Origin of the sequence: Flavobacterium sp., assembly GCF_050696275.1 — a bacterium.
Taxonomy (GTDB): Bacteria; Bacteroidota; Bacteroidia; order Flavobacteriales; family Flavobacteriaceae; genus Flavobacterium.
In genome coordinates, this window is sequence record NZ_JBOGUT010000001.1 from 237,656 (window position 1) to 258,972 (window position 21,317).

General features: G+C 34.4%; 15 protein-coding genes. 8 read left to right on the top strand and 7 right to left on the bottom strand.

Features of this window, described 5'->3' with window-relative positions:
* Positions 1–1,541 precede the first annotated feature (1,541 nt).
* The 4 genes from gyrB (at position 1,542) to ACRDEC_RS01050 (ending at position 8,163) form a co-directional block, all read left to right on the top strand.
* Positions 1,542–3,482 (top strand): DNA topoisomerase (ATP-hydrolyzing) subunit B, encoded by a 1,941-nt coding sequence (gene gyrB, locus ACRDEC_RS01035; protein ID WP_431496476.1) that lies wholly within the window; start codon positions 1,542–1,544, stop codon positions 3,480–3,482.
* A gap of 162 nt (positions 3,483–3,644) precedes the next feature.
* A complete protein-coding gene (gene mdh, locus ACRDEC_RS01040; protein ID WP_431496477.1) occupies positions 3,645–4,580 on the top strand; it encodes a malate dehydrogenase in 936 nt (311 codons plus the stop codon).
* Between the two features lie 196 nt (positions 4,581–4,776).
* Positions 4,777–7,749 carry a protein translocase subunit SecDF gene (secDF, locus tag ACRDEC_RS01045; RefSeq protein ID WP_431496478.1) on the top strand — a complete coding sequence of 991 codons (2,973 nt, stop codon included), beginning with the start codon at positions 4,777–4,779 and terminating at the stop codon, positions 7,747–7,749.
* 75 nt (positions 7,750–7,824) lie between these two features.
* A complete protein-coding gene (locus ACRDEC_RS01050; protein ID WP_431496479.1) occupies positions 7,825–8,163 on the top strand; it encodes a tRNA-binding protein in 339 nt (112 codons plus the stop codon).
* Positions 8,164–8,242: 79 nt separating this feature from the next.
* Here ACRDEC_RS01050 and ACRDEC_RS01055 read toward each other — a convergent pair whose 3' ends face one another.
* Together ACRDEC_RS01055 and ACRDEC_RS01060 are read right to left on the bottom strand one after the other, a co-directional pair.
* The gene (locus ACRDEC_RS01055; RefSeq protein WP_431496542.1) at positions 8,243–8,617 is read right to left on the bottom strand and encodes a PUR family DNA/RNA-binding protein; all 375 of its coding nucleotides are present in this window, start codon (positions 8,615–8,617) and stop codon (positions 8,243–8,245) included.
* 72 nt (positions 8,618–8,689) lie between these two features.
* Positions 8,690–10,471 carry an ABC transporter ATP-binding protein gene (locus tag ACRDEC_RS01060; protein ID WP_431496480.1) on the bottom strand — a complete coding sequence of 594 codons (1,782 nt, stop codon included), beginning with the start codon at positions 10,469–10,471 and terminating at the stop codon, positions 8,690–8,692.
* A 198-nt stretch (positions 10,472–10,669) separates the two neighbouring features.
* Between ACRDEC_RS01060 and ACRDEC_RS01065 the strand changes: the two genes are divergently transcribed.
* From ACRDEC_RS01065 to yajC, 4 genes are all read left to right on the top strand, one after another.
* Complete coding sequence (locus tag ACRDEC_RS01065; RefSeq protein ID WP_431496481.1) at positions 10,670–11,773, top strand: Glu/Leu/Phe/Val family dehydrogenase; 1,104 nt, start codon at positions 10,670–10,672, stop codon at positions 11,771–11,773.
* A 208-nt stretch (positions 11,774–11,981) separates the two neighbouring features.
* Entirely contained in the window at positions 11,982–12,893 is a 912-nt protein-coding gene (gene nusB, locus ACRDEC_RS01070; protein ID WP_431496482.1) for a transcription antitermination factor NusB, read from the top strand.
* 12 nt (positions 12,894–12,905) lie between these two features.
* Complete coding sequence (locus ACRDEC_RS01075; RefSeq protein WP_431496483.1) at positions 12,906–13,400, top strand: DUF1573 domain-containing protein; 495 nt, start codon at positions 12,906–12,908, stop codon at positions 13,398–13,400.
* Positions 13,401–13,403: 3 nt separating this feature from the next.
* Positions 13,404–13,676, top strand: a complete 273-nt coding sequence (gene yajC, locus ACRDEC_RS01080) for a preprotein translocase subunit YajC (protein ID WP_431496484.1) — start codon at positions 13,404–13,406, stop codon at positions 13,674–13,676.
* Positions 13,677–13,728: 52 nt separating this feature from the next.
* On the opposite strand, the gene ACRDEC_RS01085 is transcribed toward yajC, so the two are convergent.
* The 5 genes from ACRDEC_RS01085 to purB form a co-directional block, all read right to left on the bottom strand.
* Positions 13,729–14,310 (bottom strand): YdeI/OmpD-associated family protein, encoded by a 582-nt coding sequence (locus tag ACRDEC_RS01085; RefSeq protein ID WP_431496485.1) that lies wholly within the window; start codon positions 14,308–14,310, stop codon positions 13,729–13,731.
* Positions 14,311–14,350: 40 nt separating this feature from the next.
* The gene (pepT, locus tag ACRDEC_RS01090; protein WP_431496486.1) at positions 14,351–15,598 is read right to left on the bottom strand and encodes a peptidase T; all 1,248 of its coding nucleotides are present in this window, start codon (positions 15,596–15,598) and stop codon (positions 14,351–14,353) included.
* Between the two features lie 76 nt (positions 15,599–15,674).
* Positions 15,675–16,754: an alpha/beta hydrolase gene (locus ACRDEC_RS01095; protein ID WP_431496487.1), complete on the bottom strand. Its 1,080-nt coding sequence runs from the start codon at positions 16,752–16,754 to the stop codon at positions 15,675–15,677.
* A 290-nt stretch (positions 16,755–17,044) separates the two neighbouring features.
* Positions 17,045–19,780, bottom strand: a complete 2,736-nt coding sequence (locus tag ACRDEC_RS01100; protein ID WP_431496488.1) for a T9SS type A sorting domain-containing protein — start codon at positions 19,778–19,780, stop codon at positions 17,045–17,047.
* Between the two features lie 121 nt (positions 19,781–19,901).
* A complete protein-coding gene (gene purB / locus ACRDEC_RS01105; RefSeq protein ID WP_431496489.1) occupies positions 19,902–21,245 on the bottom strand; it encodes an adenylosuccinate lyase in 1,344 nt (447 codons plus the stop codon).
* Positions 21,246–21,317 lie beyond the last annotated feature (72 nt).

Sequence of the window (21,317 nt, forward strand, 5' to 3'; positions counted from 1 at the left end):
TTGATTTTTTGTTACTTTTTTATCAAGAAAAAAGTAAAGAAGCGCACTTTTCGGTATTTCTTGTGCCTTTGATGTAATGATCTATTATGCTTCTGTAACCGAATTTTTCTTTCTGTGATTACCTATTTCACTTCTGTGAAAATTCATTTCGCTTCTGTAACCGAATATTTCCTTCTGTAATTGCCTATTGCACTTCTGTGAAAATTCATTTCGCTTCTGTAATTAAATTTTTCCTTCTGTAATTGCCTATTGCACTTCTGTGAAAGTTCATTTCGCTTCTGTAACCGAATATTTCTTTCTGTGATTACCTATTGCACTTCTGTGAAAATTCATTTCGCTTCTGTAACCGAATATTTCTTTCTGTAATTGCCTATTGCACTTCTGTGAAAATTCATTTCGCTTCTGTAACCGAATATTTCCTTCTGTAATTGCCTATTTCACTTCTGTGAAAATTCATTTCGCTTCTGTAACCGAATATTTCTTTCTGTGATTGCCTATTACACTTCTGTGAAAATACATTTCGCTTCTGTAACCGAATATTTCTTTCTGTGATTACCTATTGCACTTCTGTGAAAATACATTTCGCATCTGTAACTAACAGTAAAACTTCCTTCGAAGCACCATCGTCCTAAAATCCGCAGGCGAGTGTCAGAAAGCCGAAGTTTCCGTAAAAAGAAATGCTGTTTGAGCGAAGCGAGTTCATTTCTTTTAGGAAGCGAGACGTATCTGACCGCCGAGGATTTAAGACTTGATTTTTTTGTTACTTTTTTATCAAGAAAAAAGTAAAGAAGCGCATTTTTCGGTATTTCTTGTGCCTTTGATGTAATGATCTATTATGCTTCTGTAATTGCCTATTGCACTTCTGTGAAAATTCATTTCGCATCTGTAACTAACAGTAAAACTTCCTTCGAAGCACCATCGTCCTAAAATCCGCAGGCGAGTGTCAGAAAGCCGAAGTTTCCGTAAAAAGAAATGCTGTTTGAGCGAAGCGAGTTCATTTCTTTTAGGAAGCGAGACGTATCTGACCGCCGAGGATTTAAGACTTGATTTTTTGTTACTTTTTTATCAAGAAAAAAGTAAAGAAGCGCACTTTTCGGTATTTCTTGTGCCTTTGATGTAATGATCTATTATGCTTCTGTAACCGAATTTTTCTTTCTGTGATTACCTATTGCACTTCTGTGAAAATTCATTTCGCTTCTGTAACCGAATATTTCTTTCTGTGATTACCTATTGCACTTCTGTTAAAATTCATTTCGCTTCTGTAATCGAATATTTCCTTCTGTAATTGCCTATTTCACTTCTGTGAAAATTCATTTCGCTTCTGTAATCGAAAAACACCTTCTGTAATCGTTTTTTTTCTGTATAATGAAAGAACTCTATATCATTTTAAAAAACACCTCGGTTCCGTCCCGTTTTTTATTGAAAACTATTCATAAAATGTTAATAACTTCAAGGTAATTTGGGGTATTATTCTAACAAAAGAAGCTTCATTTTTATATATTTGCGTGTTATACAAAATAATACATTTACGATAAGATTATATGAGCGAAGAAGTAAAAAAGAATAATTATTCCGCAGATAGTATTCAGGCGCTGGAAGGAATGGAGCACGTAAGAATGCGTCCATCCATGTATATTGGAGATACTGGTACTAGAGGTTTACATCATTTGGTTTATGAAGTTGTCGATAACTCAATCGATGAGGCGTTAGCAGGACATTGCGATACAATTCATGTGGCTATCAACGAAGATAACTCAATCACTGTTGAAGATAATGGTCGTGGTATCCCAGTCGATATGCACAAAAAAGAAGGTGTTTCCGCTCTTGAGGTTGTAATGACTAAAATTGGAGCCGGAGGTAAATTCGATAAAGATTCTTATAAAGTTTCCGGAGGTCTTCATGGAGTTGGGGTATCTTGTGTTAATGCACTTTCTGACCACTTGCGTGCTACAGTTCACAGAGATGGAAAAATCTACGAACAAGAATACGAAAAGGGAAAAGCCATGTATCCTGTTAAGCAGATAGGAACTACAGACAAAAGAGGTACAATAGTTACTTTCAAGCCTGATGGGACTATTTTTCAGCAGACATTAGAATATTCATACGATACATTAGCAGGGCGTTTGCGTGAGCTTTCGTTTTTGAATAAAGGAATTACGATTACCCTGACAGACAAACGTAATTTAGCCGATGACGGAAGCCAGCCGGTAGAAACTTTTCATTCAAAAGAAGGATTGAAAGAATTCGTTAAGTTTCTTGATGGAAACAGAGAGCCGATCATTGCGCATGTTATCAGCATGGAAAATGAAAAAGGTGAAGTTCCTGTAGAAGTGGCTTTAATTTACAATACCAGTTACTCTGAAAATATATTTTCTTACGTAAATAATATCAACACTCACGAAGGAGGAACGCATTTGCAGGGATTCCGTATGGGATTAACCCGTACGTTAAAAAAGTATGCAGATGCTTCAGGTTTGCTTGATAAATTAAAATTTGAAATTGCTGGTGATGACTTCCGTGAAGGATTAACTGCGATTATTTCGGTTAAAGTTTCAGAGCCGCAATTTGAAGGACAGACCAAAACCAAACTAGGAAATAGGGAAGTAGTTTCTCCGGTATCTCAGGCTGTTGCCGAAATGCTTGAAAATTACCTTGAAGAAAATCCTAACGATGCTAAAATCATTGTTCAGAAAGTAATTTTAGCTGCACAGGCTCGTCACGCTGCGAAAAAAGCACGTGAAATGGTGCAGCGTAAAACAGTAATGGGCGGTGGTGGATTACCTGGAAAATTATCAGATTGTTCTGAGCAAGATCCTACAAAATGTGAAGTATTCCTTGTCGAGGGAGATTCGGCAGGTGGAACTGCAAAACAAGGACGTGATCGTGCATTTCAAGCTATTTTACCATTGCGTGGTAAGATTTTGAACGTTGAAAAAGCCATGCATCACAAAGTTTTTGAAAACGAAGAGATCAGGAATATCTTCACGGCTCTTGGTGTAACCATCGGAACTGCAGAAGATACTAAAGCATTGAATCTTGAGAAATTACGTTACCACAAAGTAGTCATCATGTGTGATGCGGATATTGACGGTAGTCATATTTCTACCTTAATATTAACTTTCTTCTTCCGTTTTATGAAAGAATTAATCGAAGAAGGACACGTTTATATCGCTACACCACCATTATACCTTGTTAAAAAAGGAACTAAAAAAGAATATTGCTGGACAGAAGCACAACGTGACTTGGCTAATGAAAAAATGGGTGGCGGAGCAGCAATTCAACGCTATAAAGGTCTTGGAGAAATGAATGCTGAACAATTATGGGATACTACGTTGAATCCTGATTTCAGAACACTTCGTCAGGTAAATATTGACAGTTTAGCCGAAGCTGACAGGGTTTTCTCTATGCTGATGGGAGATGAAGTACCGCCTCGTAGAGAATTTATAGAGAAAAATGCGGTTTACGCAAATATCGATGCATAAAATTAATGTGGTTTAGCCCTGATAGTAGTGAAAATCCTTTTTTATTAGGTCTGTTCGAATTCGCTTGTAAAGCGGTAGTAGAACAGAGATAAAAAAGATTGCAACGGATAGCAGGATTCGCTTCAAATAAAATAACCAAATAACCGAATAAACATTTAAAAAATGAAAGTTACCATTGTAGGAGCAGGAAATGTAGGTGCAACTTGTGCCGATGCGATTGCTTATAGAAGTATTGCGAGTGAAATCGTATTATTAGATATCAGAGAAGGTTTTGCTGAAGGAAAAGCTTTGGATATTATGCAGTGTGCTACAAACACAGGGTATAATACAAGAGTTTCAGGTGTTACAAACGATTATACAAAAACTGCTGATAGTGATGTGGTTGTAATTACTTCAGGTATTCCAAGAAAACCGGGAATGACTCGTGAAGAATTAATCGGAATTAATGCAGGAATTGTAAAATCTGTTGCCGAAAGTTTGTTACAACATTCTCCTAACGCAATTTTTGTAATAGTTTCTAATCCTATGGATACGATGACGTATTTAGCATTCAAATCTTTAGGATTGCCTAAAAACAGAATTATTGGAATGGGTGGAGCATTGGATAGTTCTCGTTTCAGAACGTATTTATCACAAGCTTTAGACAAACCTGCAAACGATATTTCAGCAATGGTTATAGGTGGTCACGGAGATACTACTATGATTCCTTTAACACGTTTGGCTTCTTATAACGGTATTCCGGTTTCTCAGTTTTTAACGCAGGAGCAATTAGATAAAGTTGCTGCTGATACAATGGTTGGCGGTGCTACACTTACTGCTTTGTTAGGAACTTCTGCTTGGTATGCACCAGGAGCTTCTGTAGCTTATTTAGTAGATAGTATTTTAAATAACCAAAGAAAAATGATTGCCTGTTCCGTATTCGTGGAAGGTGAATATGGTCAAAACGATATTTGCATCGGAGTACCATGTATTATTGGTAAAAACGGAGTTGAAGAAATCGTTGATATTAAATTAAATGATGCTGAAAAAGCGTTATTTGCTAAAAGTGCTGATGCTGTTAGAGGCATGAACGATGCTTTGAAAACTATTTTAGGATAATCATTTCAAAATAAATCTTAAAAGACTGCTTTTTTGCAGTCTTTTTTTTCATATTAATCAAGAAATAAATTGGTTAATCGTATTCAGTATTATATATTTGCACGTTTTATAAAAATGGAGTAAACTGTTTTGTTCTATTTCTATGGAATAAACCCAAAAAACCAAACAAGAAAGAATTAATTAATTTTTACACAGAATGCAGAATAGAGGACTTATTAAATTTATTGCAATAATTTTTGCAGTGGTAAGTATTTACCAGCTTTCCTTCACTTTTGTTGCTAACAAAGTTAAGAGCGATGCAAAGCAATTTGCAAACGGGAACCAAGAAAAGGAAGTAAAATATCTAGATTCGATTGGAAAACAAAAAGTTTTCGATCTTTTCGTTTTGGATTTTACTTATGATCAGGTTAAAACAAAGCAAATTAACAAAGGTCTTGACTTGGAAGGTGGTATCAATGTGATATTGCAAATTTCGGTTAAAGATGTTTTGAAGCAATTAGCTAACAATACGACAAATCCTGTCTTTAACAAAGCTTTAGCAGATGCTAAAAAGAATCAGAAAGGAAATCAATCTTATCTTGATGCATTTTATGTTGCTTTTGATGAAGTTTCAAACGGGACCACAAGATTAGCTTCTCCGGATGTTTTTGGTAACAGAAACTTATCTGATGAGATTAAAATCCAAATGTCTGATTCAGATGTTAAAAAGGTAATCAATAAAAAAGTTGAGGAATCTATTGAAAGTGCTTTTAGAGTACTGCGTGAGCGTATCGACAAATTTGGTGTAACTCAGCCTAACATTGTTAAATTAGGTAACACCGGACGTATTCTTATCGAGCTTCCTGGAGCAAAAGATGTAGATCGTGCTAAAAAATTACTTTCAAGTACAGCCCAATTGGAATTTTGGGAAACTTACAAAGTAGAAGAAGTAGGTAACTTTTTGATGGCTGCTAACGAAGCTTTGAAGAAAACTGAAAAGCCAGTTGCTGAAGTTAAATCTGACTCAACAGGTGCTGATAAAGCATCTAAAATTAATGATTTATTAGGTGAATCAAAAGATTCTGCAAAAGCAAAAAAAGGAAACGATCCTTTGTTTGAAAGATTAATGCCGAACCAACAAGGAGGTCCGGTTTTAGGATATGCCAGTACTAAAGATACTGCAGTAATCAACAAGTATTTTAAACGCGCTGATATTAAAGTGTTATTGCCTGGTAATTTATCTGATGTAAAATTGCTATGGGGTAAACCAAACGATAAAGCGGGTGAAATAGTTGAATTATATGCTATCAAAGGAAATAGAACAAATACTCCTCCTTTAAGCGGTGGTGTAATCATTGATGCAAAAGATGACTTTAACCAAATGGGTAAGCCATCGGTTACAATGCAAATGAACGGTAAAGGAGCTAAAATCTGGGAAGAATTAACTGGTAAAGCCTATACACAGCAAAGTAATATTGCTATTGTTTTAGATGATATCGTTTATTCGGCTCCAGGTGTTACTAGTGGACCAATTGCTGGAGGACGTTCTGAAATTTCAGGAGTTTTCACAGTAGAAGAAACTAAGGATTTAGCTAACGTATTGCGTGCAGGTAAACTTCCTGCTGCTGCAGAAATTGTTCAGTCTGACGTTGTTGGTCCATCTTTAGGTCAAAAAGCTATTGATAGCGGTTTAAATTCTTCTATCGTAGGTTTATTATTGGTTTCTTTATGGATGTTGGTTTACTATGGTAAATCAGGATGGTATGCTAATATTGCATTGGCAGTCAACTTATTATTCCTTTTCGGTGTAATGGCTAGTTTTGGTTTTGTATTAACATTGCCAGGTATTGCAGGTATCGTTTTAACAATGGGTACAGCGGTGGATGCTAACATTATTATTTATGAAAGAGCAAAAGAAGAATTAAGAGCCGGTTTAAGTTTGGATGAAGCAGTTAAAAAATCATTTAGCTGGACTGGAGCTATGCGTTCAATCATTGATGCAAACGTAACGCATATCCTTACGGGTTCTATCTTATATATTTTTGGAACAGGACCTATCAAAGGATTCGCATTGACACTATTAATCGGTATTATTACCTCTTTATTTACTTCGATTTTCATTACAAGAATCTTCTTAGACAGAGCGGTTAAAAACAATTCTAATCTTCAGTTTGCTAACAGTTGGTCTAAAACATGGTTTACAGGATTCAACTTTGATTATTTGAAAATCAAAAAAGGAACTTATATTTTCTCTTCATTAGTAGTTATCGTTTCTTTTGCGTCTATTTTCTTTGGAAATGGATTGGATGAAGGTGTTGACTTCGTTGGAGGAAGAACTTTCCAGGTTAAATTTGAAAAAACAGTTGAAGCATCTGAAATTTCACATGAATTAGCGGCTGTTTTCGGAAGTGCTGAAGCTAAAGTTTTCGGTACAGATGATCAACTTAAAATCACTACTAAATACAAAATCGAAGACGAAGGTGTAGAAGTAGACAAAGAAGTTAATCAAAAATTATATGAGGTTCTTAAGAAGCATTATTCTTCAAACCCGTCGTATGATTCATTTACCAATATTTATGAAGGTAAGAAATTAGGAGTTTTACAAGCTTCAAAAATTAGTCCTGCTATTTCTGCAGATATCAAAACAAACTCTTTCTGGGCTGTTATTGGTGCAATGCTTGTTGTAGCGCTTTACTTAGTGGTTTCTTTCCGTAAATTAGGATATTCTTTAGGAGCTCTTGCAGCTGTTGCGCATGACGTTATCTTCGTATTGGGTATTTACTCATTATGCTATAAGTTTATGCCTTTCCACATGGAAATGGATCAGCACTTTATCGCTGCAATCCTAACAGTTATCGGTTACTCAATGAATGATACTGTTATTGTATTTGACAGAATTAGAGAATTCCTTGCTGGTAAAACAAAAGGAGATTTTAATCATATTGTAAACGATTCGATTAACACGACTTTATCAAGAACAATCAATACTTCATTAACAATGTTATTAGTATTATTGATTATGTTTGTTTTTGGTGGAGAATCAATCAGAGGATTCATCTTCGCAATGCTTGTTGGTATTGGTGTAGGAACATATTCTTCTTTATTTATTGCAACACCGGTATTAGTTGATACTATGCCTAAAGCAGATAAAGAAGAAATTGAAAGAAGACATGCTGAATTAAACAAATAATCTTCTTAGATTTTGATATAGAAATGCCTCCAATTGGAGGCATTTTTTTATTTTAGTATCCACAAATAAGTAAGAATGGATGCAATTACATGGAATGATTTTGAAAAAGTAGAAATGCGGATAGGAACCATTATCGAGGTCAATGATTTCCCTAAAGCAAAGAAACCGGCATATCAGTTTACAATCGATTTTGGAGCCGAAATAGGAATTAAAAAGTCTTCAGCGCAAATCACAAAGCGTTATCAAAAAGAAGAGCTTACAGGCAAACAAATTGTAGCAGTGATTAATTTCCAGGTGAAGCAGATTGGTAATTTTATGAGTGAATGCCTGGTTCTGGGTTCGGTTGGAGAGGAAAACGATATCGTATTGTTATCTTCCGATAAAAAGGTAGCAAATGGACTAAGGATAGGGTAGTTTTGTTTTTTATAAAGAATAAATAAAAAGCCCAAAATCTTTCGACTTTGGGCTTTGTTGTTTTATTTCGATTTAGTGATTAAATATCATCAAAATCGATATCTGTAAAACTTTCAGTAGTTCTTGTTTCTTCTGTTGTTTCAGAGCTGTATTCTTTTTTGAAATCTTTTTGATGTCTTTCGGAAATTACTTCTTCTCCCTTATTATTTAAAACATAAGATGTCATTTCGCCAAGAATGTCTGCAAAGGCAGCAAAATCTTCTTTGTACAAATAGATTTTATGCTTTTTGAAGTGAAAAGAGCCATCTTCTTCAGTGAATTTTTTACTTTCAGTGATAGTGATGTAGTAGTCGTCCGCTTTTGTTGAGCGTACATCAAAAAAATAAGTTCTTCTTCCGGCTCTTAATACCTTTGAAAAAATTTCTTCTTTTTCTAACATGTCGTGTTCGTTCATATTCATTCTATCAATCGAATTTAGGGTTGTTTGTTTCCCAAAATTGAAAAAAAAAATACAACTAAACAACATTTAGAGCATTTCTTTTTCTGCAATTTGTTTTAAAAATAATTCTTTGTAATAGCCGTCTTTGTTTACTAGCTGATTATGAGTGCCTTCCTGAATAATTTTCCCTTGATCAAGGATGATAATTTTATCCGCATTTTTTGCTGATGAGACCCTGTGACTCACAATTAAAGTCGTTTTATCCTTTGAAATTGTTTCCAAATTGGTTAAAATAGCTTCTTCAGTTTCGGTATCAACAGCCGATAAACAATCATCCAATAATAAGATTTCAGGACTTTTAATAATAGCCCGTGCTATGGAAACGCGTTGTTTTTGTCCGCCGGAGAGTGTAATACCCCGTTCTCCAAGGATAGTTTCATATTGGTCTTTAAAATCAATTATATTGTCATGTACAGCAGCATTTTTAGCCGAATTTATTACTTCTTCATCTGTGGCATTTTCTTTTCCAAACTTGATGTTGTTTTTTATAGTATCCGAAAACAAAAATGCTTCTTGGGGTACTACGCCAATGCTGTCGCGCAATCGATCCAAATTAGCCTCCGTGAGTTTGATTCCATCGACAGTTATTGAGCCCGAAGTTGGATCGTACAAACGGCTGATTAATGATAAGATGGTCGATTTTCCGGAGCCTGTTCGTCCTATGATAGCCACTGTTTCTCCTTTATTGACAGAAAAACTGATATTATCCAATGCTTTTATATTGGTATCTTCATAAGTTAAAGAAACATTATGGAACTCAATATTTCCTTCGAAGTTCATCGGAGTGGTATTCTGATTTTGTATTTCAGGTTCGATTTTCAGGAATTCATTAATACGCTTTTGTGAAGCCTCTGCTTCCTGTACCAAGGAGGATACCCAGCCAATTGAAGCAACTGGCCAAACCAACATGTTGATATATAGGACAAATTTAGCAATAACACCAATATTCTGAATACTTCCGTTTATATACATCATGCCTCCCAGAAAAATAACCAAAAGGTTGCTTGTTCCAATTAATAAAAGCATCAAAGGGCCAAAATAAGCCTGTACTTTGGCTAGTTGTAAACTTTTTACATTGCTTTCCATGGAAATATTTTCAAAATCTGCCTGTTTTTTATTTTCTATGCTATAGGCTTTAATAACTCTGATTCCTGAAAAAATTTCTTGTGAATAACTGGATAATGCTGAAAGATTTTGTTGGAAGATGGTACTCTTTTTATTGATTTCATTGCTTAATTTGAAAATAAAATAAGCTAGAAGAGGCAAGGGGAGAAGTGTAAAAAGAGTCAGTTTTAAACCTATTATCGGGTTTTCCGGAGTGGTGTGACACATATAATATATGACTACTGCAAATCGTATGGCGGTGTTAATGGTATACATAACGGCCGGTCCTACATACATTCTTACGCGACCTACATCTTCGCTGATACGATTCATTAAATCGCCGGTTCTGTTTTTTTTGTAAAAGTTTTGCGTTAAAGATTCGTATTTTTTGAAAACTTCATTTTTAAGATCATATTCCACATGCCGTGACATAACAATAAGTGTCTGACGCATTAAAAAAGTTAGTATTGCGGCAATTAATGTGGTGATAAGTATGGTAACAATATTTTCAAATAACAGGTTTTTGACAAAACTAGGATTGATTTCTCCTGATTTGATGTATCTCTCAATCTCGGCAATAGAATTTCCGATAAGTTCAGGGGTGTAAAGTGAAAATATTTGTGCTGCAATTGTTGTCGCTATTCCTAGTAAAAAATGATATTTGTATTTTGCAAAATAGGGATTTAAATAACGAAGTTCTTTCATTTTATCTATAAAATTAAATATAATAGCTGTTTATATTCAATAAAAATGCACAATTTTTTGTTTTTACTGAGATATATATAATTATTGATTTGATAATTATATGTGAATATTTTGGTTTATTATTGCAAACTTTTAATTAAAAGCGTAATTTTGCACCGACTTTTTTAAAAAGCCAAAATCTAAAAAACTTTTCTAATTATGATTACTGAATCTTTAAAAGCTAGTGAACTTCATAAAGTTGACCCTGTTTTCGGTCAAATTTCTTTTGATAATCACGAACAAATTGTTTTTTGTAACGACAAAGATACTGGATTAAAAGCAATAATTGGTATCCATAACACAGTTTTAGGACCTGCTTTAGGCGGTACCAGAATGTGGAAATATACAAACGAATGGGAGGCGTTAAATGACGTTTTACGTCTGTCTCGCGGAATGACTTATAAGTCGGCTATTTCGGGTTTGAATCTTGGTGGGGGAAAAGCCGTAATCATTGGTGATTCTAAAATTGATAAAACTCCTGAAATGATTGCTAAATTCGGTCAGTATGTAGATTCTTTAAGCGGAAGATATATTACTGCTGAAGATGTGGGTACTACTACTGCAGATATGGATTTAATCCGTAAATATACACCTCATGTAACTGGTATTTCGGAATCTATCGGAGGTTCGGGAAATCCTTCTCCTGTAACTGCTTATGGAGTTTATATGGGAATGAAAGCAGCAGCTAAATATAAATTTGGTTCTGATTCATTAGATGGTAAAAAAGTATTAGTTCAAGGAATTGGACATGTAGGAGAAACTTTGGTAGATTATTTAACTGCTGAAGGTGCTAAGGTAATTATCTCTGATATTAACGAGGTTCGTTTACAGGAAATAGGAAACAAATACGGCGCTAAAATTTATGTTGGTGACGATTTGTACAGTGCAGATGTAGATATCTATGCACCTTGTGCACTTGGAGCTACAATTAATGATGAAACCATCAAAAGATTAAAAGCGAAAGTTATTGCAGGTGCTGCCAATAACCAGTTGGCTAACGATAAAATACACGGTGCAATGTTACAGGATAGAGGAATTCTTTATGCTCCTGACTTCTTGATTAACGCCGGTGGAATCATCAATGTGTATGCTGAAATCGTGAAATATGACAAAGCAGAGTCAATGCGTAAAACAGAAAATATCTACAACACTACATTGGAAATTTTCGATTATGCTGATGCTAATAAAATAACAACGCATGAAGCAGCTTTCAGAATTGCTCAAAATCGTATCGATTTAAGAAAGAAAGAAAACACGAAATAAGTTTTTTTTACCAATTAAATAGTCAGATTTCCTTGAAAATTAGGAAGTAAAGAATTTTTAAGGAATACTAAAAGACCTAAAAATCTAAAAAGCCTGAATATTCTAAATAAAATTGTATTTTTGTGAAGCGAAAGAATCCCTCTTTCGCTTCATTAATTTTAAAGTTCTTACAAAGGTGTTAAATAGAAGACATATTCGAGTAAAAGTGATGCAAACCCTTTATTCAATGCATCAAAGCCATTCTGATAATTTGGAAAAAGAAGAAAAATTCCTGTTTCAGAGTATTGAAAACGTACAAGATTTGTATCTTATCATGATCTCAACATTGATTGAAATCAGAAGAAAAGAAGAAACTTTTATCGAAATTTCAAGTAAAAAGCATTTAGCCACCAAAGAAGAGAAAAACCCAAACTTCAAATTTGTTAATAATGCCGTTTTCAGAATTCTTTCTGAGAGCAGATCATTATTAAACGCATTGGAAAACCGTAAAATCAATAATTGGAATATTAATGATGAGTACATTTTAATTTTATTAAATGAAATTAAAGAAAGTGAAATGTATCAGAATTATATGAGCAATAAGGAATCAAGTTTTGAAGAAGACAGAGATTTTGTTGCTGCAATTTTTACCGACATTATTGCTCCTAATATCAAATTATACGAGTATTTAGAAGATCACAAACTGACTTGGATTGATGATGTTCCTTTAGTAAATACTTTAATCTTAAAACAATTGAAAGCGATAAAAAACACTGAAAATGGTGATTTTTATGTTCCGAAATTGTATAATGATTCAGATGATAAAGAATTTGTCAGCAATTTGTTTAAAAAAACAATATTGAATGAAAAAGAATTAGGTAAAGAATTCGCAGATAAAACACCTAATTGGGAAGCAGATCGTATTGCCGAAATAGATACTATTATCTTGAAAATGGCAATATGCGAATTTTTAAAATTTCCTTCCATTCCGGTTAAAGTTACTATTAATGAGTATCTGGAAATTGCTAAAGAATATTCTACACCAAAAAGCAGTATTTTTATTAACGGAATTTTAGATAACTTAGTAAAAGAATTTGAAACCAGTAATAAATTAAATAAAGTAGGCCGCGGCTTAATGTAAAATATACAATTTATGATTAAAAATGTAATGAAACTATTTTTGGTTGCAGCTTTAATTTCGGCTGTTTCGTGCAAGGAAAAGGACCAAAGTACTGAAATTAAATTAGACGAGAACAATATGGTTACAGCACAGGATTATGGTGTTGGTGAACCGGTTCAAGCTAAAGTAAAACTGAAATCAGAAGATTATCCTAAGATTGAATTTGAAATTACTGAATTCGATTTCGGAACCATTAATGAAGGAGATAAAGTGGAGCATGTTTTCAAATTTAAAAATACGGGAAAAACAGATCTGGTTGTACTGAATGCACAGGCAAGCTGTGGATGTACTGTTCCGGACTGGACAAAAACACCCATTAAATCCGGTGAGAGCGGACAAGTTAAAATTGTATTCAACTCGACAGGAAAACCAGGACCACAACAAAAAACAATTACCCTTTCTTCCAATACTGAAGCAGGGAACGAAATAATTAAATTTAAAGCTAACGTTACTCCAAAAGCTAAATAAAATATGGGACAATTATCAAGTGTTTTACCTTTTCTATTAATGTTCGTGGTTATCTATTTCTTTATGATAAGACCACAGCAAACAAGAATCAAAAAAGAAAAAGAATTTGAATCGGGACTAAAAGTAGGTGATAAAATAGTTACTAAAAGCGGTATGCACGGTAAAATTGCCGAGTTGGCTGAAACGACAGTAGTTATTGAAACAATGTCAGGAAAGCTAAAAATGGAGCGTTCTTCTATTTCGCAAGAATTGAGTACTGCAGTAAATAAAAAATAATTTAGATTATTGAATAAAAAAAATCCCGCTCTGCTTCAGAACGGGATTTTTTTTACCTGTATTTATCGTTTAAACCAATTCCCTGCAGAATCATTGGTTTGATCTTTTCAATCCGTGTGAGCTTTGTTTTCTCTTGTTTGGCACTTTCTACATACTCCAGAAATTCTCTTTGCTTGTAGGGAGAAAAAGTTTCAAAAGCGCTCGCTAAAGCGGTATTGTTTTTAAGCTCCAGATTCAGCAAATCAGAAATAATAGCTTCTTTTTTTTCGGGTTTTTTTGAAATGCCTGCTTTTTCATTGGTAATGGCTTCCTGCAAGTACTGTAAAATCAGTTTTTCGTTTTTGATAATTCCTTCCTTCGATTGGAAACGCCACTGGCGGAGCGCTTTGGTAACTCCTTCCTGGGCATTCACTAAAACCTGAGCTTCATCTTTTAAGAAAACACCATTAAAGAACCATATGGCCAGATAGGATTTGAAACCTCCAAGTCCGACCACATTTTTATTGTCAATGGTATAAACAGATCCGCCCCATTTGGTCATTTCAACCAATTCGGTTTTGGCAATCATAGAAATTACCAAATTCAGTTCTTCTTCCCATTGATTGGTTTTATTCCAAGGGTTTTTCTCGCTCATACTAAAACTATGTTATAGATGTTGCATTTCTGTTATCGGGTTATTTTTTATATTTTATGGCTGTTAATTCGGCAATTTTTACAATCACTTCTACTGCTTTCTGCATGCTTTCTACAGGAACATATTCGTATTTCCCATGGAAATTATGTCCACCTGCAAAAATATTAGGACAAGGCAATCCCATAAAAGATAAGCGTGAGCCGTCAGTTCCTCCTCTAATAGGTTTGATAAGCGGTTTAATGTTTAATTCTTTCATGGCTTTTTCAGCAATATCGATGATATGCATAACCGGAGCAATCTTTTCACTCATATTGTAATATTGGTCTTTCACATCAATGCTTACAATGTCTCCGCCAAATTGCTTTGCGTATTTTTTATTTAATTTTGCAGCGATTTTAAGTACCAGTTTTTTACGTTTTTCAAATTTTTTACGGTTATGGTCACGGATAATCAGTTGTACATTTGTTTCTTCAATACTTCCGTCTAAATGTACAACATGGAAGAAACCTTCATACCCTTTGGTTCTTTCCGGGACCTCTTCTTTGGGTAACTTAGAGATATATTTAGTAGCCAAAAGCATGGAATTAATCATCTTCCCTTTAGCATAACCCGGATGTACACTTTTTCCTTTAAAAGATAATTTGACACCGGCAGCATTAAAGTTTTCATACTCTAATTCACCAATCTGGCTACCATCCATAGTGTACGCCCATTCGCAACCGAATTTTTCAACGTCAAAAAAATCAGCACCACGTCCAATTTCTTCATCAGGAGTGAAACCTACTTTAAGTGTTCCGTGTTTAATCTGAGGATTCTTGATAAGGTATTCCATTGCAGTAACAATTTCGGTAACACCGGCTTTATCATCGGCTCCTAATAATGTTGTCCCATCAGTCGTGATTAACGTTTGCCCTTTGTATTGTAATAAATCTTCAAAATAATTAGGAGATAAAACGATATTTTTTTCTTTATTTAAAACGATATCACCACCATCATAATTGGTTATGATTTGTGGTTTAACGTTGGCTCCGGTAAAATCAGGAGTAGTATCAAAGTGCGCTACAAAACCTATGGCAGGCACTTCATAATCTAAATTACTTGGTAAAGTAGCCTGAATATAAGATTTGTCGTCGATGGTCACATCTGTCAAGCCGATAGTTTTTAATTCTTCGACTAATTTATTAGCCAAATCCCATTGTTTAGCCGTACTTGGAGTTGTAGTTGAGTTAGGGTCTGATTCTGTATCAACAGTTACATAACTGATGAATCGATCTATTATATGTTGCATCTGTAGTGAGTTTTTACAAATATACTAATTACCGCGCTTTTTTTATTTTTTTTGATTTAAAATGCATGGCAGATGCCTATTTGTTACTTACTGAGGTATTACTAATGGTGTTTTTAGTATTCATTTTCAATTGTACGGTTTCCAATAAGAAAACAATAGATTCGTCGAGGGCTTTTTTGGATGCATCCAAATCTAAATTGAATTGGTATTCATGATTTAATTTTGGAATATGGTTTTTATTGAAGAATAAGGTTTTAGTGCTAACACCATCCGATTTTAATTTGGATGCCAATTCGTAAGAATGCGATTGGAGAGGATCATTGTTTCCAACCGAAATAAATGCAGGAGGAAAGTTTTTTGTAATATGAGCAATGATATTGGCGGTAGCAAAATCAGGGCTTTCTGTAAAATCTTTATAACCACTGTAGGACCACAATACTGTTTTTAAGAATTCTCCAAACGTTCCTTTAAGGTTGATATTTTGGGTGTTGTATGGCCCGCAGTATACTAAGAGTGCGGTTAATTGATTAGGCTGCAGAGACGGACTTATTTTGATTAGTTCAGCGTAATCCGTATTGCAGATAATATTTGCGGTCTGAGCGGCTATATGAGCTCCTCCTGAATCTCCTGCTAATATGAAATTGAAAGTGTCAATTGGAAACTGATTTTGATTTTCAGAAAGGTATTCCAATGCTTTCATGCTTTGTTTTACTGGAGTAGGATATTGTTTTTCCGGTGCCAAAGTATAATCGATGGAGACAACTGCAAATCCTTTACTTGCCAGTATTTTGTAATAATTGCTTGTCAGTGATTTGTTTCCGGAAACCCATCCTCCTCCATGAATCCATACAATTACGGGCCATTTTTTACCTTTTGGAGTATCTGTCGGATAATAAATATCGAGCAGGGCATCGGGGTCATTGGGGTCATAGACAAAATTTGAGATAGTCTGGATATTTTCAGGGGTATATTTTTTTAAAGCGGTATTTACTTTTACCGCTTCTTTGTTGAAAGCTTTCCTGATTAGTAATGCAGAAGGCCATGGGCTTATTTTAAATAAGAGAAAAACTACCAGCACTAACGATGCGAGCAATATTAGTACAGAAGCCGTTATCTTACGGAAACGCTTTTTTTTGTTTTCTATGACGGTATTCATAAGTCGGGATTTATGCTAAGATAAGAAAATTAGCACAAATAAGAAATCCCGTTAAAATGATTTTTAACGGGACTACTACAGCTAGTATGTGTGAGATTGAATACTCAAAATTATGCTCAGTCTGATTTTCATCGACAATGTCTGAGTTCTTTTTTGCAGAAAAATTTTACAAAAGTAACACAAAATAATTCATATTAATCGTAAAAATTAAGTCCTGTAAAAATTATTTTTTACAGGACTTATAATCAATATGTTAGCTAGGATTAAATGCTCGATCCTATTTGATTTTATTATTCCCTGATGATTTTGCAGGTTTCATTTTTCCCTTCTGAAAATATTTTCAACAGGTACATTCCTTTAGTGTAATTAGAAAAATCCAAATTAACCTCACCAATTGAAAAGCTTTTTTCCATTATTTTTTGACCAAAAAGGGTATATAACTCCACTTTGTCTATTACAGAAGAATTTGAGACAGTCAGGTTGTTTTTAACAGGGTTTGGATATACTTTTAAGTCAGCCAAAGAGAATTCGTTTACTCCTAAATTTTGATGTACGGTAACTGGCATCCTATGGTTGCTTTCGATTCCGTTGATGGCTTGCGAGGCATAATAGGTGGTGCCATCTACCAGAAGTGTTGAACCGGGAAGTAAGCTGTATACTTCATTAGGATTTCTTCCTAAATCATTATTAGCACATTCGTTTTGGGCAGTGTACCATTGGATATTTTGACCGTTTATAACAAGATCCGATAAAGTTTGTCCTGATGTAAACAATTGGTTTAGTTCAGCCTCAGGTGTTGGAATAATTGAAGAGCCAGGAACGGTCAATCTGTAAAGATTATTTTTATTAGTACCATTTACTTCATGAAAATTTCCACAAAGAATTATATTTTCACAACTTTGGGATACCAGAGTGGTAACTCCAGGAGCTGAAAAGGTTGCTGTTTGGATTCCGTTAGCATTATTAACCCTATAAAGTAATGAATTATTCTGACCTGCCAGATTAGTCGTTGTAACAGTTCTACCATTAGAAAGAGAAGCATATATTGTACTATAATAGCCTGTTGGAATTTGTGTAAAAGAAGTATCTAGCGTTCCATCGCTATTGCATTTGCCTAAAAAAGAACTATTGAAACTTCCTATACCCGAAACATACGTTTTTCCATTGATAGTTTTAGCTCTGAATATTTCACTGGTAGTGTAGAAATTGAATGTATTGTCAAGAGATCCGTTTTGGTTTAATCTAACAATGTGGGGAGCACCTACATTAATTGTAAAGGCTGTTTCATCTCCAAAAGAAACCAGTATTTTACTATCATCCAATAATTCTATATTTATAGGCATGTGTGTAAATGTTGGAGAAGTAAATGTATTGTCCACAGTGTTATCGGGATTGAATCGAACCAGTTTAAAGTATGAGCCGTTTTTAAAAATATCTGACCCGCCGGAAGCTATAATTTTATTGTCGTTTGTTATTTTAAAAGTATAGACCTGATTATAGAAATGGAAATTAGCATCAACGGAACCATCATAATTTAATTTTAGGATGCGGGTACCTGGAAAATCTCCTTTTATATATAATGTGCCGTCATAATTTTTCTTGGCTTGCACTGGGTTTTCTGACCAGTAGGATTGAAAGATCATCGAACTGCTTACGGAAGAACTAAGATTAAAACCTGGATCAAGTTCTCCATTTTGAGTAAGTCTGATTATACTTTTTACAGGAACATCGTTATAGGTTGAGAATTTATAGGCAGAAGAACCATAAAGTAAAATTTTATTATCCGGTAAAAGACTTGAATACATTGCTTCATTGGGGTAGTCAAAATAACGGCTGTTTACTCCAAAACTTGGATTGAAAGTAAGGTCTAAAGAGCCATTTGTATTTAATCTGTGGTAACCCATTCTTGTATTTCCAACTGTGCTTTTATAATTTCCAACCACCATAATCTTGTTATTTTGATAACTTATATCAGAATACTCATCCCATTCTCTCCCTCCTTCAGTATTTGCATCGTTAAATGTATACACTGGGCTACCGGTATTAGTACATTTTAGAATTCTTCTGTAATCATGAAAATAGATACTTCCATCTGGCGCATAAAGGATTTTGCCTGGAAAATATTCGGTATAATGACCCATATAGAAGGTAGAATCTGTCGTTCCATTAGAATTTAATCTAACAATAGATCTTTTAACAACACTGCCGTTTGCATATAAGTTGGCTCCTGAAGTCAGTATTTTTCCGTTAGGTTGAACTACAATATCATTTATTGGACCATCGGGATCATATCCGTAGGAAATACCAAACTGGTTAGTTACTGTATTTACATTAAAAGTAGTATCTAGAACTCCATTGCTGCCGATGCGTGCAACTCTTGCTTTTGTGGTGCCATTATAGCTTAAAAAAGCGCCTCCTATGACATATTTTCCATCAGATTGAATTGCACATGCAGTTGTGTACCCGTTGAAACCTGTTCCTACATTGAATGTTGAATCTATAGATCCGTTGGCATTAAGTCTTACTATATTGTTATAAGAAATTCCATTGACAAGATTAAAATTACCAAGGACCAAAAATTTACCATCATTTAAAAAAACAATTTTAGTTATGGAGCCTTGAGTATTATTTGTTTTTTTGAATATTGGACTTGTAAAGGAATTTATTAAACCACCATTGGCATTATAACTTCTTAAAGCGATTTCATTGTTAGTATCATAACTGTGGCTGGTTGTAATAAAATTACCCAATGCTTTATCTGCAAAAAAGCGATCAATATAATAATCAATCATTAACTGTGGGAAAGTATTATCAACACTACCATCATTGTTCAGGCGGAAAATACTTGGACTCATTCCGAAACCTTGTCCAGTAAGTATTTTTCCATTGTCCAAAAAAACACCTTTTGTACCAATTTCTTCAGTGTAAATTCCTGTGTCAGAAGGGTTAAAAGTAGGGTCTAGTACAAAATTTTGCCCAAAAGAAATAGAGCTGACAATAAGAAACAGTAGTGTAATTTTTTTCATGTATGGGTTTTTTTTGTTGAAAATTTTGACAAAAATAATATAAAATAATTCATATTGATAGTAAAAAGATAGTCCTGCTAAAATAATTTTAGCAGGACTATCTTTAAGTGTATAAGTGAGATTAAATACCCAAATAATTGCTTGGAGTGATTTTTAATAATTCTGTTTTAATGTCCTCCGAAACATTTAATGTTCCAATGAAATTATGAATCGATTCTTTGTTCATTACTGAATTAGTCCTGGTCAAATCTTTTAAAGCTTCGTATGGATTTGGATATCCTTCACGACGTAGAATCGTTTGAATGGCTTCGGCTACGACCGCCCAGTTTTTTTCTAAATCTTCGGCGAATTTTTCTTCGTTTAAAAGCAATTTGTTCAATCCTTTCAAAGTAGCTTCAAAAGCAATAAGCGTGTGGCCCATTGGTACTCCGATATTACGTAAAACAGTACTGTCTGTCAAATCACGTTGTAGTCTTGATACAGGCAATTTAGCTGATAAATGCTCAAAAATAGCATTGGCAATACCTAAATTACCTTCCGAATTTTCAAAATCGATTGGATTTACTTTGTGTGGCATGGCTGAAGAACCTATTTCACCGGCTTTGATTTTCTGTTTGAAATATTCCATGGAAACGTATGTCCAAATATCTCGGTCTAAATCAATCAGAATATTGTTGATTCGTTTTAATGCATCAAAAAAGGCAGCAAAATGGTCGTAATGTTCAATTTGTGTTGTTGGAAAAGAGTGGTGTAAACCTAAAGTTCCTTCTACAAAATCATTTCCGAATTTTCTCCAGTCGTTTTTTGGATAGGCTACAACATGCGCATTGTAATTTCCGGTTGCACCTCCGAATTTAGCTGCAAACGGCACATTAAACAACAAACGCATTTGTTCTTCCAAACGTTCCACGAAAACCTGAATTTCTTTTCCTAAACGGGTTGGAGAAGCTGGCTGCCCATGTGTACGTGCTAACATAGGAACATCCTTCCATTCGATGCTTAAATCTTTTAATTTAGAAACGACACTGATTAAGCTTGGTAAATATACTTTTTCGAAAGCTTCTTTAGTTGAAAGCGGAATCGCTGTGTTGTTGATGTCTTGCGAAGTCAATCCGAAGTGGATGAATTCTTTGTATTGTTCCAATCCTAACTTGTCGAAAGCAGCTTTGATAAAATATTCTACTGCTTTTACGTCGTGATTGGTTGTTTTTTCGGTTTCTTTAATAGTAAGCGCATCTTCTGTAGAGAAATTTTCATAGATATTACGCAATGCTCCATATTGGCTTTTATCTATTCCGGTCAATTGTGGTAACGGTAATTCGCAAAGCGCAATAAAATATTCGACTTCCACCAAAACCCGGTATTTGATTAAAGCTTCTTCAGAAAAATAAGGTGATAAGGAAACCGTTTTATTTCTATAGCGACCGTCAATAGGTGATATAGCATTCAGTTCAGTTAATTGCATGGTAGTGTGTGTTGTTTTGAAAGGTGCAAAGATAGTTTTTTTGGGTGATTAGGAAAAAGTTAAAACAGAAAA

Excerpts from the sequence above, each read along its gene's own strand:
- gyrB (WP_431496476.1), top strand. The coding sequence starts at position 1,542 with ATGAGCGAAGAAGTAAAAAAGAATAATTATTCCGCAGATAGTATTCAG.
- mdh (WP_431496477.1), top strand. The coding sequence starts at position 3,645 with ATGAAAGTTACCATTGTAGGAGCAGGAAATGTAGGTGCAACTTGTGCC.
- secDF (WP_431496478.1), top strand. The coding sequence starts at position 4,777 with ATGCAGAATAGAGGACTTATTAAATTTATTGCAATAATTTTTGCAGTG.
- ACRDEC_RS01050 (WP_431496479.1), top strand. The coding sequence starts at position 7,825 with ATGGATGCAATTACATGGAATGATTTTGAAAAAGTAGAAATGCGGATA.
- ACRDEC_RS01055 (WP_431496542.1), bottom strand. The coding sequence starts at position 8,617 with ATGAACGAACACGACATGTTAGAAAAAGAAGAAATTTTTTCAAAGGTA.
- ACRDEC_RS01060 (WP_431496480.1), bottom strand. The coding sequence starts at position 10,471 with ATGAAAGAACTTCGTTATTTAAATCCCTATTTTGCAAAATACAAATAT.
- ACRDEC_RS01065 (WP_431496481.1), top strand. The coding sequence starts at position 10,670 with ATGATTACTGAATCTTTAAAAGCTAGTGAACTTCATAAAGTTGACCCT.
- nusB (WP_431496482.1), top strand. The coding sequence starts at position 11,982 with ATGCAAACCCTTTATTCAATGCATCAAAGCCATTCTGATAATTTGGAA.
- ACRDEC_RS01075 (WP_431496483.1), top strand. The coding sequence starts at position 12,906 with ATGATTAAAAATGTAATGAAACTATTTTTGGTTGCAGCTTTAATTTCG.
- yajC (WP_431496484.1), top strand. The coding sequence starts at position 13,404 with ATGGGACAATTATCAAGTGTTTTACCTTTTCTATTAATGTTCGTGGTT.
- ACRDEC_RS01085 (WP_431496485.1), bottom strand. The coding sequence starts at position 14,310 with ATGAGCGAGAAAAACCCTTGGAATAAAACCAATCAATGGGAAGAAGAA.
- pepT (WP_431496486.1), bottom strand. The coding sequence starts at position 15,598 with ATGCAACATATAATAGATCGATTCATCAGTTATGTAACTGTTGATACA.
- ACRDEC_RS01095 (WP_431496487.1), bottom strand. The coding sequence starts at position 16,754 with ATGAATACCGTCATAGAAAACAAAAAAAAGCGTTTCCGTAAGATAACG.
- ACRDEC_RS01100 (WP_431496488.1), bottom strand. The coding sequence starts at position 19,780 with ATGAAAAAAATTACACTACTGTTTCTTATTGTCAGCTCTATTTCTTTT.
- purB (WP_431496489.1), bottom strand. The coding sequence starts at position 21,245 with ATGCAATTAACTGAACTGAATGCTATATCACCTATTGACGGTCGCTAT.